Raw genomic sequence first — 15,714 nt, 5'->3', positions numbered from 1 at the left:
AATATAAAATTGATAGAACAAATTAAATACCCAAAAATTCCATTAGCACAAAGCCTATTAACCATTTGTAAAGCTAAAGGATTAAAACATATTGTTATTTCTCCTGGATCTAGAAATGCACCATTAACGATTGGATTTGTTAATGATTCTTTCTTTGAATGTTATAGTATTGTTGATGAGAGATGTGCTGCTTTTTTTGCTTTAGGAATTGCACAACAAATAGAGGAGCCAGTTGCAGTTGTTTGTACTTCTGGTTCGGCTGTTTTAAACTATTATCCTGCTGTTGCCGAGGCGTTCTATAGTCGAATTCCTTTAGTTGTAATTAGTGCAGATAGGCCGCATGATAAAATTGATATTGGCGATGGACAAACTATTCGTCAAGAAAATGTCTTTTCAAACCATATTTTGAATAGCGCAAATTTAACTGAAGAAGCGTCAGAGAAAAATGATCTTTCAATTCAGTATGCGTTGCATTTAGCAAGTGTAAATCACGGGCCAGTTCATATAAATATTCCTTTCGAAGAACCTTTGTATGAGGTGGTTACGGATTTGTCAATAAATCCAAAATTGGTTGATTTTTGTAATGAAAAAGAAAATGAATTTGTTCTGAATCAAGAGTTTATTTCAAGATGGAATACTAGTCATAAAAAGTTAATTTTAGTAGGAGAAAGTAAACCAAGTAGAATTGAACAATCAATTTTAAATAGTTTGGCAAGCGACCCAAATGTTATTGTAATGACAGAGAAAACATCGAATCTTCATCATGAAACATTTGTTTCTAATATCGACACTATAATTACTCCTTTTGATGAAGAAGATTTTAAGTTTTTTCAACCTGATATTTTGTTAACCTTTGGAGGAATGGTCGTTTCGAAAAGAATTAAAGCTTTTTTGAGGAAATATCAACCAAATGAACATTGGCATGTTGATAACTTAAGAGCTTATGATACTTATGGATGTCTTACAAAACATTTTGAAACAGATGTAGCGTCATTTTTAAAATTATTAATTTCTGTAAAGAATGAAGATTTTAGTAATTATAAAAAGAGAATGCTTCAAATTGTAGCAGAAAGAAAGATTAAATCAGATGATTATTTAGGCAATATACCTTTTTCTGATTTTAAGGCATTTGATCTTGTTGTTGAAAATTTACCTAAGAATAGTCAATTGCAAATAAGTAATAGTTCTGCTGTTCGATATTTGCAGCTTTTAAAGTTAGATGAAACGATAGAGGTGTTTTGCAATAGAGGAACGAGTGGAATAGATGGTAGTACTTCAACAGCAATTGGAGCTGCTTGTGCAATTAATAAGCCAACTGTTTTAATTACGGGAGATATTAGCTTTTTTTATGATAGTAATGCGCTTTGGAATCAATACATACCTAAAAATTTCAAGATAATTTTGATAAATAATAGTGGAGGTGGTATTTTTAGGATTTTACCAGGTCATAAAGAAGAAAGAACATTTAATCAATTTTTTGAAACTTCGCATAATTTGACTGCAATTAAACTAGCAGAAATGTTTGGGTTTAATTATCAGAATGTTAAAACATCTTTAGAGTTAGAAACGCAATTGAAAACTTTTTTTACAGATAATACTAAACCGAATTTGTTAGAAATAACAACACCTGAGAAATTAAATAATAAAATTTTGCTAGAATATTTTAAAAATTTAAAATAAAATTATAATTTTATAAGGACTTAATGCGTTTTATTAGACTATAAAACAAATTATTTTTAACATTTAAAAACAACATGATTATGAGTAAAAGAGATGAATTAATTACAAAGTATGCTGCTGATTTAAAAGATAAATGTGGTATAACCGCAGATATGGATTTGTTAACGAAAGTAACAATTGGTTGTGGACCTTCAATTTATAATGCAGATTCTTCAACAGTTTCAGGAACAGATCCAAAAGAATTAGCTACTGTTAAAAATAATTTCTTAATTAAAAAGTTAGGATTAAACGATGGGCCAGAACTTGATAGTGCAATCGCAGATGTAATAGAGCAGTATGGGAAATCTAACAAGCATAAATATAGAGCAGTTTTTTATTATTTGTTAACAAAACATTTTAAAAAAGAGTCGGTATACAATAAATAATTATCATATTGAATCCTGCTACTAGCGGGATTTTTTATGTTTTTAATAAAACTATTGAGTTTGTTAATTCGAATTCATAATTTAGCATTCAAATTTTATATAATGATTTCAGAAGCACAATTTCAAAACGAATTAGAGATAATAATAATTAATGCATTAAGAGAAGATGTCGGAGACGGAGATCATAGCTCTTTGGCTTGTATACCAAGTGATGCAATGGGGAAAGCTAAATTATTGGTAAAAGACGATGGGGTTATTGCTGGAGTTGAATTTGCGAAACAAGTTTTTGCTTATGTTGATGCCTCAATGCATGTTGAAACGTTTATCAATGACGGTGAAAAAGTAAAATACGGAGATGTAGTTTTTCATGTAACAGGAAGTTCTCAGTCTATTTTAAAAGCAGAACGTTTAGTCTTAAATGCAATGCAAAGAATGAGTGCTATTGCAACTAAAACTAGGTTTTTTGTTGATTTGTTAGAAGGGACATCAACAAAGATATTAGACACAAGAAAAACAACCCCAGGATTAAGAGCTCCTGAAAAGTGGGCTGTGAAAATTGGAGGAGGAGAAAATCATCGTTTTGCACTTTATGATATGATAATGTTGAAAGACAATCATATAGATTTTGCAGGAGGTATTACAAAAGCAATAAATAAGACCAAAAATTATTTAAAAGAAACCAATAGGGATTTAAAAATAATTGTTGAAGCAAGAGATATGAATGAAGTAAAAGAAATTCTGATGAGCGATGGTGTTTATAGAATTTTATTAGATAACTTTACTTTTGAAATGACAAGAGAAGCTGTTGCTTTAATAGGAAGTAAGTGTTTGACAGAATCTTCGGGGAATATAAATGAAAAAACAATTAGACAATATGCCGAATGTGGTGTGAATTATATATCATCAGGAGCATTGACCCATTCAGTTTATAATATGGATTTAAGCTTAAAAGCACTTTAATGTCAGAGGCGATAGAAAAGAGGTTGAATAAAATTCCAATAGTAAAACAATTAGTTGCTTTTGCTAAGAAAATTACATTCATGTCATCAGAAGGTTTAAGTCTGTATGATATTGTTGAATTGTATTTTTTAGGAATTGTAAAAGGTGCTTTTTCATATAGGGCAAGTGCAGTTGCATTTAGTTTTTTTATGGCATTATTTCCTTTTGCATTGTTTATTTTAAATTTAATTCCTTATATTCCAATTGAAAATTTTCAAAATGATTTCTTGTTTTTTGTAGAAAAAGGTGTGCCTCCAAATACATATGAAGCAATTGAACTCATTCTAAAAGACATCATGAATACGAGTTATAAAAGTCTCCTTTCATCAGGTTTTATTTTGTCTATTTTCTTGATGACAAATGGTGTTAATGCTATTTTAGGTGGTTTTGAAATGTCAGAGCATATTACAATAACTAGAAATTTTTTTAAACAATATTTCGTAGCTTTAGCAATTTCATTAACTTTATCTTTGATTTTAATTATAACTGTTGCCTCGATTGTTATTTTTGAAGTATTGATACAGAAGATTAAAAGTCAAGGATTTATAAGTAATGATGTCTATTTAATTGAATGGGGAAGGTATTTGTTCGTTGTTTTAATGATACTTATAACGACGTCAATTTTATATAAATTTGGTGCAAGTGAAACCAAAAATGTCCCATTTATAAGTTATGGAGCAGTTTTTACAACGCTTCTAATAGTGCTAACTTCTTATATATTTGGTATTTATGTGGAGAAATTTGCAAGATATAACGAATTGTATGGATCAATTGGCACGCTTCTTGTTTTAATGTTCTACATATGGATTAATTGTATGGTTCTTTTATTAGGATTCGAATTAAATGCTGCAATTAACAAATTGAAAAGAAAAAATTTATATATTTAACAAAAAATTACAATATTTTAAAATTATGAAAAAACTTTACCTACTATTAACATTTCTGATCTTACAAATAAACATGACAACCGCTCAAAATAAGGTGTCTGGTGTAAGTGTATATGAGACTCTTTCTTTTGATGGAAATAAACTTGTTTTAAACGGAGCAGGTGTTAAAGAAAAGATGTGGATTGATTTATATGTTGCCTCATTATATCTTCCAAGTAAAAGTACAAATGCTGATGAAATAATAAACAGTAGTGAACCAGCAATTATTAAGATAAATATCGTTTCTAGTTTAGTTTCTACAGATAAAATGATAGAATTAATGGAAGAAGGCTTTGTGAATGCAACAAATGGAAACATAACTTCAATAAAAACTAAAATTGATAAATTCCTAACGGTTTTTAGAGATGATCTTAAAGAAAAAGATGAGTTTATGATTGTCTTTAATCCTAAAATTGGTATTACAGTTTTTAAGAATGGTGTAAAAAAAGGTACAATTGAAGGAATGGATTTTAAGAAAGCATTATTCGGAGTTTGGTTGTGCATTAAGCCAGCTGACGAAAAATTAAAAAGAGCAATGTTAGACAACTAGGGATAAGTTACTAATGTTTATTTGAATTAATAATTAATCACAAACATGAAAAAAAGAATTTTTACATTTTTAATTGTTGTAATGACAACAATGACATCTTTACAAGCTCAAAAAACAGTTTCAGGTGTTAAACTTGATGAAAATATAACTGTTGAAGGAAAGAATTTGACATTGAATGGTGCTGGAATTAGAGAGAAATTTTGGATCGATTTATATGTTGGTTCTCTATATCTTCCTAAAAAAAGCTCAAACGCAAGTGAAATTATAAATAGTAATGATGCTGCAGTAATTAAATTGGATATTGTTTCAGGAATGATTACTTCAGAAAAAATGATAAGTGCAGTTGATGAAGGATTTCAAAATGCTACAGGTGGAAAAACGGATGCTTTGAAAACTAAAATTGATCAATTTAAATCGTTTTTTAAAGATGAATTTAATAAAGGAGATTCATTTATAATTGCAAATGTTCCTGGATCTGGAGTTGTAGTATATAAAAATGGTACTAAAAAAGGAACAATTGATGGAGCTGACTTTAAAAAAGCTTTGTTTGGTATTTGGCTGTCTGGAAAACCTGCAGACAAAGATTTAAAAAATAGTATGTTAGGGAAGTAGTTGATTATATTTTTCATAAAATAAAAAGCAAATAGGCGTTTCAATTGAAACGCCTATTTGCTTTTTATTTAGTTAGTAAGAAATTTTTCAATCTGATTAATTACCTTTTCATCACCTAATATTTTTCTATGACCCAGTTTCTTTGTTAAAAATATGGAGCTGTTTTCTAAGTTTTTATGAATATTTTCAGATGCTGTATAGGGAACATCATCATCGTTTTTGTCATGAATGAGTAATGTTGGTGTCTTTATGTTTTTTGCAGCAACATAAGAGGAATAACTTTCCATGGAATCATCAAAATCCTTTTCAAAAGATTCTCTCATTTTTATTGCAATTGTTGGTTTTAACCCTAGTTTAGAAACGAAATCTAATAGAATGTCATTAACGCTATCTCCACTTCCAATTAATACTGCTTTTTTTACATCTAAGCCGTTTTTAATTGCATTTAATATTGACATGCTACCTAGAGAATGTCCAATTGCATATTCAAAAGGTCCATGTAATTTTTCTAATGTTAATATACTTTCAATGAACTCAAGCATTAATGTTGAGTTGCCTGGCGATTTTCCGTGAGCGGGTGCGTCAAAGCTTATTGTAGAATAACCTAATTCTAACATTTTGTCAGCTATTTTAACTAATTGTGTACCTCTTCCGGACCAACCATGTACAAGTAGTACTTTTTTTGAATACTTGCCATAATTATATGTCATTATCTTTTTGTTGATAGAAGATATGTGAATCAATTCTTGTTTAGAATTCATATTCATTTCAAATTCTCTTTTTGGCACCTTGTATTTTATAGGTTTTGTAAATAGCTTCTTTGCGAATTTTACAGTGAGTGTAGTTGAAACTATTTGTAGCGTACTTGCTATGAATAAAATGGATCTTGGTATTGAGTTACTTGATATTACTTTTTGTCTTTTTGACATCTTTTTGTTGCGAAATTACTATTTATAGTGGTGTAAGATTATTAAATTTATCTTAAAAAATATTTATGGGCTAATATTTGATATGGTTTTTGAAAAGTATTAACTTTGTATAAACACTAATTAAGATGAATAATAAAGTAAAAATTGTTTCGGTATTCTTTTTTGCATTAATACTATCATGTGCAAAAAATCCTTTTACAGGTAAGTCTACAATGGCTTTAGTGCCAAATAGTCAAATCTTTCCTTCTGCTTTTCAACAATATGATCAGTTTTTGACTGAAAATAAAGTTTTAAAAGGAACAAAAGATGCGAAAAGAATTGAAACTATTGGAATGAAGATTAAAACGGCGGCTGAAAGATGGTTGAACGCTAATGGAAAATCAGATTATTTAGAAGGGTATTCTTGGGAATATAATTTAGTTGAAAGTAAAGAATTGAATGCTTGGTGTATGCCAGGAGGTAAAATTGTTTTCTATACAGGTATTTTGCCAGTCTGTAAAGATGATGCAGGAATAGCATCTGTAATGGGGCATGAAGTAGCTCATGCATTAGCAAATCATGGGCAACAGAGAATGAGTGCAGGGTTGTTACAGCAATTAGGTGCTGTTGGAACGCAAGTAGCAGTTGGTAATAAAGACCCAAAAACACAAGCTTTAATTATGCAAGCGTATGGTGCAGGATCTCAAGTTGGAGCAATGTTACCTTTTAGTAGAAGTCATGAAAGTGAAGCCGATATGATTGGATTAACTTTAATGTCTATAGCGGGTTATGATCCAATTAATGCTGTGAAAGTTTGGGAAAGAATGTCTGAATTATCATCAGGACAAGCTCCACCAGAAATTTTAAGTACACACCCAAGTAATGAAACAAGGATTAGAGAATTAACAGCTTTAATTCCTCAAGCAAAAGCTGAAGCAGCAAAATATGGAGTTACTTTCAAATAATAAAATATAATATGTATATTCGAAGTCCTGCTAAGCAGGACTTTTTAATTTATAAGCTATGTTTAAAACATTACAAAAAGGAAGTAAGAAGTTGTTAAATGCTTGGGCGTTTTATGATTGGTCAAATTCGGTGTATTCATTAGTGATTTCTTCTTCAATTTTTCCATTATACTTTGGTTTTCTGTATCCCAAAGGTGGATCAGATTTGGAGTTTTTAGGAATATTTTTCAAGCCGACATCATTAATAAGTTATGTAACTGCATTTGCTTTTTTAACAGTAGCTCTGTTGTCTCCAATATTGTCAGGTGTTGCTGATTATGTTGGTAATAAAAAGCGTTTCATGCAATTCTTTTGTTATTTAGGAGCGTTGTCCTGCATAGGTTTGTATTGGTTCTCTACTGAAAATATATATTTTGGAGTTGCCTGTTTCTATTTTGGATTGATTGGATTTTGGGGGAGTATTGTTTTTTATAATTCGTATTTGCCTGATATTGCTTACGAAGAGCAGCAGGATGATTTAAGTGCTAGAGGGTATTCATTTGGGTATTTTGGTAGTGTTATTTTGTTGGTGATTTGTTTGTTTGTTTTTATTCTAGGAAAAGAAGGGCAAGAAGCGCTCGATGGGATGCGATTTTCTTTTGTTTTAACAGGTGTTTGGTGGTTAGTATTTAGTCAATATACTTTTTATTATTTGCCAAAAGGGAATAGCTCAAAACGCAAAGTAACAAAGGAAATTCTATTCAATGGTTTTAGGGAATTAAATAAAGTAAAGAAAGAATTATTTAACAATGTAAGACTTGAACGCTACTTGTTTGCATTCTTTGTTTATAGTATGGCAGTACAAACAGTAATGTTGGTAGCTACTTATTTTGGAGAACAGGAAATTAATTGGGCATCAGATAGTGAAAAAACTACTGGTTTGATAATTAGTATTTTAGTTATTCAAATAGTTGCAATTGGAGGCGCTTATTTAACATCAATGCTGGCACTAAAATGGGGTAATATTAAAGCTCTTCTTTTTATAAATGTAATTTGGGCCGTTATTTGTGTTTTTGCATTTTTTGTAACGGAACCCATTCATTTTTATCTTACAGCAGGATTCGTTGGGTTGGTAATGGGAGGAATTCAATCGTTATCTCGTTCAACTTATTCAAAGTTTTTACCAAAGACAGAAGATACCACTTCTTATTTTAGTTTTTATGATGTGGCTGAAAAAATCGGAATTGTGATTGGAATGGGAATTTTTGCAACAATCGATCAATTCTCTGGTTCAATGCGTAATGCAATTGTCTTTTTAGCTGTATTTTTTATTATGGGTGTCTTTTTGCTTACAAAAGTGCCTAAGGAATAAAATAAAATGTTATTTTTGAATCTATTTTTAAAAAAAAATCTAAAAATGAAAAAGATAAATTTTCTTTTTGTTGTAATAACAGCAATTTTTACATTGAATTCATGTAATATCGAACCTATAGATTCTTCTTTATCTAGTGAAGTTGATAATGGTGGAAATTCTTCAGGAGGAGGTACTTCTTCAGGAGATTATTGGCCGGCTGCAATTAATAATGAATGGCATTTAGAAAGAAATGGTACTGCATTACCTGTTATGAAAATGGTAAGTACAGAAGTTGTAAGTGGTAAAACATATTATAAATTTGCTCCTCAATCAGGTACTGGATCTACCTCTTCAGGTACAGTAACAATTAGTTTGAATAAAGACTCAGGAATATATAAGCTTAAAACAGATGATATTACGATAAGTGCAGGTGGTTTGAATGGAACGCAAACAGGTTATGAACATGTTGTTCTGAACGATAATTTAGCTGTAGGGGGCTCTTGGAATGGTAGCTACTCTCAAACTACAACATATACTGGTTTTCCTGGAATAACTATAAATACAACATATTCGGGTGTTGTTTTAGAGAAAAATGTTTCAGCAATAGTTGATGGAGAAACGTATGCAGATGTAATTAAAGTTAAAATAACTCAAATTGCAAGCATGGTTGGTTCACCTAGTACAACTGCGGTTACAGAATATTGGTATGCAAAAAATGTAGGTATAATAAAAAGTATAACAGTTTCAGGAGGAACTACTTATGCTTCAATATTAGTAGATTATACATTGTATTAATCTGTTGAAAAAAATAGAACTTAATCCCGAATTTATTTGTTCGGGATTTTTTATGGCATAAATCTTGTTTTTATAGTTAGCTTATAATTAGTATAATTCTTTTATTTGTATTGATTTTTAGATGTTTAACTAATATTTTTTAGATTTTACAAGCCTGATAATGAATATGAATAATGACAAAATGACCCTTTTAAAAATATGCCAGATCAAAAAATAATAACATTTGACAACTTGTCACTTCAAGATATTAATTCAGATGCTGAATTAATCCCTTTGTTAACACCAGAAGACGAAGAGGAGATGAATAATGAGGTTTTACCAAATGATTTACCAATTCTATCGTTAAGAAACACAGTTTTGTTTCCAGGTGTAGTAATTCCAATTACTGCGGGTAGAGATAAGTCTATAAAATTAATTAATGATGCGAATGCTGGAGGCAAAGTCATTGGTGTTGTAGCTCAAATAGATGAAAGTATTGAAGAACCTTCTCCAAACGATGTGCATCATATTGGAACAGTTGCGCGTATTATTAGAGTGCTGAAAATGCCTGATGGTAATACTACTGTAATTCTTCAAGGAAAGAAAAGGTTCGAAATAGATACTTTTACACAAGAAGAGCCTTATTTAAAAGCGACAATCAAAGAAGTTGCAGAGGTTCGTCCTGAAAATGATGATGTAGAATTCAATACGATTATCGAATCGATTAAGGAATTGGCAATTCAAATCATTAGAGAGAGTCCAAATATTCCGACAGAAGCTACTTTTGCAATTAAAAACATAGAGAGTAATCCTTTTTTAATCAGTTTTGTTTCTTCAAACATGAATCTTTCTGTAGAGGAAAAACAAGAATTGCTTTCAATCAGCGATTTAAAAACGCGAGCATTAGAAACGCTTCGATATATGAATCTTGAGTTGCAAAAATTAGAATTAAAAAATGACATTCAATCGAAAGTGCGTTTTGATTTAGATCAACAGCAACGTGAGTATTTCTTACATCAACAAATGAAGACCATTCAAGAGGAATTGGGTGGGGTTTCTCATGAAGCGGAAATTGATGAAATGCGTGAGAAAGCAAAATCAAAGAAATGGAATGAAAATGTTGGAGAGCATTTTGAGAAAGAGCTTTCTAAATTGCAACGTTCAAATCCAAACTCACCAGATTTCGGAATTCAACGTAACTATTTAGAGTTGTTTTTAGATTTGCCTTGGAATGAGTTTTCAAAAGATAAATTCGATTTAAAAAGAGCGCAAAAAATATTAGATAGAGATCATTTCGGATTGGAAGATGTTAAAAAACGTATCATTGAACATTTGGCGGTTTTAAAGCTAAGAAATGATATGAAATCTCCAATTTTGTGTTTATTTGGTCCTCCAGGTGTTGGGAAAACATCAATAGGAAAATCTGTTGCAGAAGCGTTAGGAAGAGAGTATGTTCGTATTTCTTTAGGAGGAATGCGTGATGAATCTGAAATTCGTGGACATAGAAAGACCTATATTGGTGCTATGCCAGGACGTATTATTCAAAGTATTAAAAAAGCAAAAACGTCAAATCCAGTTTTTGTATTAGACGAGATTGATAAATTATCAACAAGTCATAATGGAGATCCTTCTTCGGCTTTGCTTGAAGTTTTAGATCCTGAGCAAAATTCTGAGTTTCATGACAATTTCTTGGAATTAGGATATGATTTGTCTAAAGTTATGTTTATTGCAACTTCGAATAGTTTGTCTACTATACAGCCTGCTTTAAGGGATAGAATGGAAATTATAAACATGTCGGGTTATACGATTGAAGAGAAAGTAGAGATTGCTAAAAAACACTTACTTCCAAAACAATTGAAAGAGCATGGTTTAACGCCAGATGATTTACAAATAGGAAAAAAACAATTAGAAAAAATTGTTATTGGCTACACAAGAGAATCTGGAGTTCGTGGATTGGATAAAAAAATTGCTCAAATGGTTCGTAATGCTGCGAAATTTATTGCTATGGAGGAAACATACAATAAGGTTTTAACAGATGAGGATATTTTAGAGGTGCTAAAGTCACCACGATTAGAAAGAGATAAATATGAGAATAATGATTCTGCTGGAGTGGTTACAGGTTTAGCTTGGACTTCTGTTGGGGGTGATATTTTGTTTATAGAGTCTTCTATTTCTAAGGGGAAAGGTACGATGACAATGACAGGGAATTTAGGAACTGTAATGAAAGAATCGGTTACTATTGCTTTGGAATATATTAAATCTAATAATGAAATATTAGGCATTCCAAATGAAGTTTTGACAGGTAATAATATACATATACACGTTCCTGAAGGAGCAACTCCAAAGGATGGTCCTAGTGCTGGTATTGCAATGTTGACATCGATGATTTCAACTTTTACGCAAAGAAAAGTAAAGAAAAGTATTGCTATGACAGGAGAAATTACTTTGAGAGGGAAAGTTTTACCAGTAGGAGGAATAAAAGAAAAAATATTGGCAGCAAAAAGAGCGAATATTAAAGAAATTATTCTTTGTAGTGAAAATAAAAGAGATATAGATGAAATTAAACCAGATTATTTAAAAGGCTTGACTTTTCATTATGTAGATAAAATGAGTGAAGTAGTTGAAATTGCAATTACCGATCAGAAAGTTAAAAGCGCAAAAAAATTAAGCGAATAAGAATAAAGTTTTTCTAAGATATAAAACCTAAGTATATTTAATGCTTAGGTTTTTTTTGTGTTTACATACTTTTAGAATTATTACTACGTTATTATATCAGTTGTGATTTAAATTTGCTGTAAAATAAAAGGGTGTTTTATTGCAGTAAATTCAAGTGATAAATAGTATTAGTTTAAATCAATTTTGTATGACTTATCATTTTGTTTTTTTCTTGCTTTTCTTCTTTTCTTGTGATAAGAGGGAGAATGAGAATTCAATTCAAGAGAAGTTTATTTCAAAATCAATTTCTAGTATAGAAGAAGTGAATTTGACTTCTAATGCTACGTTTGATAATAAAACTGAAAAAGTTATTCATATTTTAGTAGCTTTGTGCGATAATAAATATCAGGGAATTGTACCTGTGCCAAAGGGGATTGGAAACGGACAAGATCCTAAGAATAATCTATATTGGGGTTGTGGGTATGGTGTGAAAACTTATTTTAAGAAAAGTAAGGAATGGAAATTGATTAAATCTTCTCAGATTGATAGTGTTAAAATGGAAAGATTGGTTTTTAAACACACGTCAAAAGAGAATTATCTTGTTGCAGATGCTTACAACGGTAAATATATTAAACAATGTACTGTTGATTTTTTGAAAAGTTGTTCCGGACAAATGAAAGATACTTTAATGGTAAATAATAAAGTGATTGGTGTTAATGGAAATTCAAATTTATTAGGATATATTGGTCATGATGGCTTGATGGATTTTAAAATTGAAGAAGAAATTAAAAATGTAGACAATAAAGTAAGAGATTGTATTATATTAGCATGCTATAGTAAAATATTTTTTTTGCCATTCATAAAAGAGTGTAAATCAAATCCATTAGTTTGGATTACTGGACTAATGTGTCCAGAAGCATATTCAATTCATGATGCAATAAATGTATATTGTAACACGAATGATGAGCAGAAAATTGCTGCTGCTGCTGCGAAAGCTTACGCTAAATATCAAAAATGTAGCGAAAAATCAGCGAAAAAGTTATTAATTACAGGTTGGTAATTCAAAATAAGAATGAAATTAAGATTACAGTTATTGTTTATTTTTTCAGTTGCTTTTTGTCAAGCGCAAATTGGAGGTAAATATGTATATCAATTTTTGAATTTAGCACAATCTCCAAGGCAAGCAGCCTTAGGAGGAAAAACAGTGACAGTTGTGGATCATGATGTGAATCAAGCATTCTATAATCCAGCAACAATTAATTCAAAAATGCACAAACGTTTGTCTGCAAATTACGGAAACTATTATGGGGAAGTTTCCTATGGTACTGCTGCCTATGCTTATACTTGGGATAGACATGTGCAAACTTTTCATGCAGGAATCAATTATATAAATTACGGAACCTTTGAAGGAAGAGATGAATTGGGTAATCTAACATCCGATTTTACGGGTAGTGAAGCTGCTTTGTCTTTTGGGTATGCATATAATGTTCCATGGACAAATATGTATGTTGGTGCAAACGTGAAATTGATTTCTTCTACTTTAGAATCTTACAATTCATGGGGTACAGCAGTTGATTTAGGTTTTTTATATGTCGATGAAAAGAATGATATTAATTATGGATTTACAGTTCGTAATTTAGGTTTTCAAATTACACCCTATCAAGATGTGAGAGAAAAATTACCACTGTCTATAGATGCTGGTATTTCTCAATTGGTCGAAAATGTACCAGTTCGTTGGCATCTTACTTTAGAAAACTTACAACAATGGAATATCGCTTTTTCGAATCCAAATAGAACTGAAAACACATTAGACGGAGAATCAAAAGAAGAAAAAGTTTCGTTTTTTAACAATGCATTACGACATGTAATTTTAGGAGCAGAGTTGTTTCCTGAAAAAGGATTTAATATTCGTTTAGGGTATAATTTTAGAAGAGGGCAAGAATTAAGTATAGTAGATCAAAGAACATTTGCAGGGATTTCTGCTGGTTTTGGTTTACGTTTTGGTAAAATTAAGTTTGATTATTCCTATTCTAGGTACACACTTGCTGCAAGTACTAATTTGTTTGGTTTAACAATAGATCTAGAATAAGGAAATTAGAATAAGAAAAATAGAATACATTGAAAAAAATTACAATTGCAATAGACGGATTTTCGTCAACAGGAAAAAGCACTTTAGCAAAAGAATTAGCAGCAACATTAGGATATGTTTATGTTGATACGGGTGCGATGTATAGAGCGGTAACTTACTTTGCTATGCAAAACGAATATGTTTCTGAGGATTTTTTGAATAAAGAAGCGCTAATTTCTCAATTGCCTAATGTTAAATTACAATTTCAATTCAATTCAAACTTAGGATTTGCAGAAATGTACTTGAATGGTGAGAATGTAGAACAGCCTATTAGAACAATTGAAGTGTCTCGAAATGTAAGTAAAATTGCTGAGATTTCAGAAGTAAGAACCAAGTTGGTGGAGCAGCAGCAAGCAATGGGTAAAGATAAAGCCATTGTAATGGACGGAAGAGATATTGGGACTGTAGTTTTTCCTGATGCTGAGTTAAAAATATTCATGAATGCTTCTGCGGAAACAAGAGCCCAAAGACGTTTTGATGAATTAATTGAAAAAGGCCAAAAAGTAACCTATGATGAAGTATTAGAAAATGTACAACAACGAGATTATATCGATACACATAGGGAAGATTCTCCATTAGTAAAAGCAGAAGGAGCTATTGAGATTAATAATTCGGCATTGTCTAAACGAGAGCAATTCGATCTAGTGATGAATTTGATTCAGGAGAAGGTGTAGTATAGCTTTAAATAAATGATTATTTATTTAAAATATTTAATGCTAATTTTTGATTCTTTTTAAAAGTAGATTGCCAATATCCTTTGCTCCATGTTTTTTTTCCTAGAAACTCTTCAGGAAATGAAAAATGTAATAATGTAGCTGTTCTACTTTTTAAACGTGCAATTTTTTGATTAATATCCAATTCATCTGAAAATAATAGTATCTCTACAAATACATTGGTTATTTTTATGTGAACAATGTTGAGTTCATTAATAATTCGGTCGGCATTTGGTTTCGTTAAGTTTAAAATATCGGCTTCTAGTTTAATAATTGCTTTGTCAGATAGAAATCTTGTTGTAGGTTTCCCTATTTGGTTGTTGTATTTGCTATAGTGCTTGTGTGAAGTTGTGAAATCAATTTTGTTTTCTTTTAAAATTTGATATTTTTTAGCGAATTCATCCCAATTACCATTTTTATTCCAAACAGGCAGAGTATCAAATGTGGTCCAGAGAATATGTATTAGTGGTTTTTGAATGTTCATTTTTTAAGAAATATTTAAACCTATTAATGATTGGTACTTTAATGCTTTTTTTATGTATTCCTCTAGGTTGCCTATTCGAAATGAAATAGCATCAGCTTCAATAGTGGTTGAAGTTGAAATGTATTCAATATTGTTATAGATGATTTCGCATTCCTTTTTAAGAATTAGCAAATCATTGTCAAATAAGAATAGGTCCTGTTTTTTTAGAGAGAATAGCAAGTGGCAATTCAGTTCTTCTATAACTTTATTTCCCCAAAGTTCATTTCTCCAAATTTCGAAACCAAATAAATTGTTATGAGAATTGTCGATTAGTTTTTCAAACTCTTTCGCTGATGAGTTGTTGCTTTTGTGTATTAAAGATAATAGTAAACTCATGGTTCTTGATTGTTTATATGTAAATCTACAAAATAGTACTACTGTTTTTAAAAACTTAATTTCTTTTTTTGAGTCAATTTTCTTTATTCTCGCATCTCATTGTTTAAATCTACTTTTCTATCTACAAATCTTTGGTAATTAATAATTTATTTGTAATTTTGCACACCTTTTGACGGAGTTGAGTTTC

Annotated in this window: 16 protein-coding genes; 13 read left to right on the top strand and 3 right to left on the bottom strand. The window is 30.5% G+C overall.

The window, feature by feature from the left end:
• Positions 1–21: 21 nt before the first annotated feature.
• The 6 genes from menD to L2Z92_RS01810 all read left to right on the top strand — a co-directional run bounded on the left by menD (position 22) and on the right by L2Z92_RS01810 (position 5,192).
• Positions 22–1,680: a 2-succinyl-5-enolpyruvyl-6-hydroxy-3-cyclohexene-1-carboxylic-acid synthase gene (gene menD / locus L2Z92_RS01835; RefSeq protein WP_236458896.1), complete on the top strand. Its 1,659-nt coding sequence runs from the start codon at positions 22–24 to the stop codon at positions 1,678–1,680.
• 80 nt (positions 1,681–1,760) lie between these two features.
• Positions 1,761–2,105: a DUF2853 family protein gene (locus L2Z92_RS01830; protein WP_236457150.1), complete on the top strand. Its 345-nt coding sequence runs from the start codon at positions 1,761–1,763 to the stop codon at positions 2,103–2,105.
• Positions 2,106–2,207: 102 nt separating this feature from the next.
• Entirely contained in the window at positions 2,208–3,065 is an 858-nt protein-coding gene (gene nadC / locus L2Z92_RS01825; RefSeq protein WP_236457149.1) for a carboxylating nicotinate-nucleotide diphosphorylase, read from the top strand.
• Positions 3,065–3,991 carry a YihY/virulence factor BrkB family protein gene (locus L2Z92_RS01820; protein WP_236457148.1) on the top strand — a complete coding sequence of 309 codons (927 nt, stop codon included), beginning with the start codon at positions 3,065–3,067 and terminating at the stop codon, positions 3,989–3,991. The genes nadC and L2Z92_RS01820 overlap by 1 nt, the downstream gene beginning before the upstream one ends.
• Positions 3,992–4,016: 25 nt before the next feature.
• Positions 4,017–4,580, top strand: coding sequence for a chalcone isomerase family protein (locus L2Z92_RS01815; RefSeq protein ID WP_236457147.1), 564 nt, complete (start codon positions 4,017–4,019; stop codon positions 4,578–4,580).
• Between the two features lie 45 nt (positions 4,581–4,625).
• Entirely contained in the window at positions 4,626–5,192 is a 567-nt protein-coding gene (locus tag L2Z92_RS01810) for a chalcone isomerase family protein (protein WP_236457146.1), read from the top strand.
• Between the two features lie 68 nt (positions 5,193–5,260).
• Here the strand turns inward: L2Z92_RS01810 and L2Z92_RS01805 are convergent, their stop codons facing one another.
• A complete protein-coding gene (locus L2Z92_RS01805; RefSeq protein WP_236457145.1) occupies positions 5,261–6,121 on the bottom strand; it encodes an alpha/beta hydrolase in 861 nt (286 codons plus the stop codon).
• A gap of 125 nt (positions 6,122–6,246) precedes the next feature.
• Here L2Z92_RS01805 and L2Z92_RS01800 point away from each other — a divergent pair, with 125 nt between their 5' ends.
• The 7 genes from L2Z92_RS01800 to cmk all read left to right on the top strand — a co-directional run bounded on the left by L2Z92_RS01800 (position 6,247) and on the right by cmk (position 14,629).
• On the top strand, positions 6,247–7,065 hold the full coding sequence (locus L2Z92_RS01800) for a M48 family metallopeptidase (RefSeq protein ID WP_236457144.1): 819 nt from the start codon (positions 6,247–6,249) through the stop codon (positions 7,063–7,065).
• A 58-nt stretch (positions 7,066–7,123) separates the two neighbouring features.
• Positions 7,124–8,416 carry an MFS transporter gene (locus L2Z92_RS01795; RefSeq protein WP_236457143.1) on the top strand — a complete coding sequence of 431 codons (1,293 nt, stop codon included), beginning with the start codon at positions 7,124–7,126 and terminating at the stop codon, positions 8,414–8,416.
• A gap of 45 nt (positions 8,417–8,461) precedes the next feature.
• Entirely contained in the window at positions 8,462–9,193 is a 732-nt protein-coding gene (locus L2Z92_RS01790; RefSeq protein WP_236457142.1) for a hypothetical protein, read from the top strand.
• A 198-nt stretch (positions 9,194–9,391) separates the two neighbouring features.
• On the top strand, positions 9,392–11,848 hold the full coding sequence (gene lon / locus L2Z92_RS01785; protein ID WP_236457141.1) for an endopeptidase La: 2,457 nt from the start codon (positions 9,392–9,394) through the stop codon (positions 11,846–11,848).
• A 187-nt stretch (positions 11,849–12,035) separates the two neighbouring features.
• Positions 12,036–12,887, top strand: a complete 852-nt coding sequence (locus L2Z92_RS01780; protein WP_236457140.1) for a hypothetical protein — start codon at positions 12,036–12,038, stop codon at positions 12,885–12,887.
• A 12-nt stretch (positions 12,888–12,899) separates the two neighbouring features.
• Positions 12,900–13,916 carry a type IX secretion system protein PorQ gene (gene porQ, locus L2Z92_RS01775; RefSeq protein WP_236457139.1) on the top strand — a complete coding sequence of 339 codons (1,017 nt, stop codon included), beginning with the start codon at positions 12,900–12,902 and terminating at the stop codon, positions 13,914–13,916.
• Positions 13,917–13,945: 29 nt separating this feature from the next.
• Positions 13,946–14,629 (top strand): (d)CMP kinase, encoded by a 684-nt coding sequence (gene cmk / locus L2Z92_RS01770; protein WP_236457138.1) that lies wholly within the window; start codon positions 13,946–13,948, stop codon positions 14,627–14,629.
• A 19-nt stretch (positions 14,630–14,648) separates the two neighbouring features.
• On the opposite strand, the gene L2Z92_RS01765 is transcribed toward cmk, so the two are convergent.
• Both L2Z92_RS01765 and L2Z92_RS01760 read right to left on the bottom strand, forming a co-directional pair.
• Complete coding sequence (locus L2Z92_RS01765) at positions 14,649–15,152, bottom strand: hypothetical protein (protein ID WP_236457137.1); 504 nt, start codon at positions 15,150–15,152, stop codon at positions 14,649–14,651.
• Positions 15,153–15,155: 3 nt separating this feature from the next.
• Positions 15,156–15,527, bottom strand: a complete 372-nt coding sequence (locus L2Z92_RS01760; protein WP_236457136.1) for a hypothetical protein — start codon at positions 15,525–15,527, stop codon at positions 15,156–15,158.
• Between the last annotated feature and the right edge of the window lie 187 nt (positions 15,528–15,714).

Source organism: Flavobacterium jumunjinense (assembly GCF_021650975.2).
GTDB classification, from domain to species: Bacteria; Bacteroidota; Bacteroidia; order Flavobacteriales; family Flavobacteriaceae; genus Flavobacterium; species Flavobacterium jumunjinense.
This window is presented reverse-complemented; position numbering and strand designations above follow the sequence as displayed.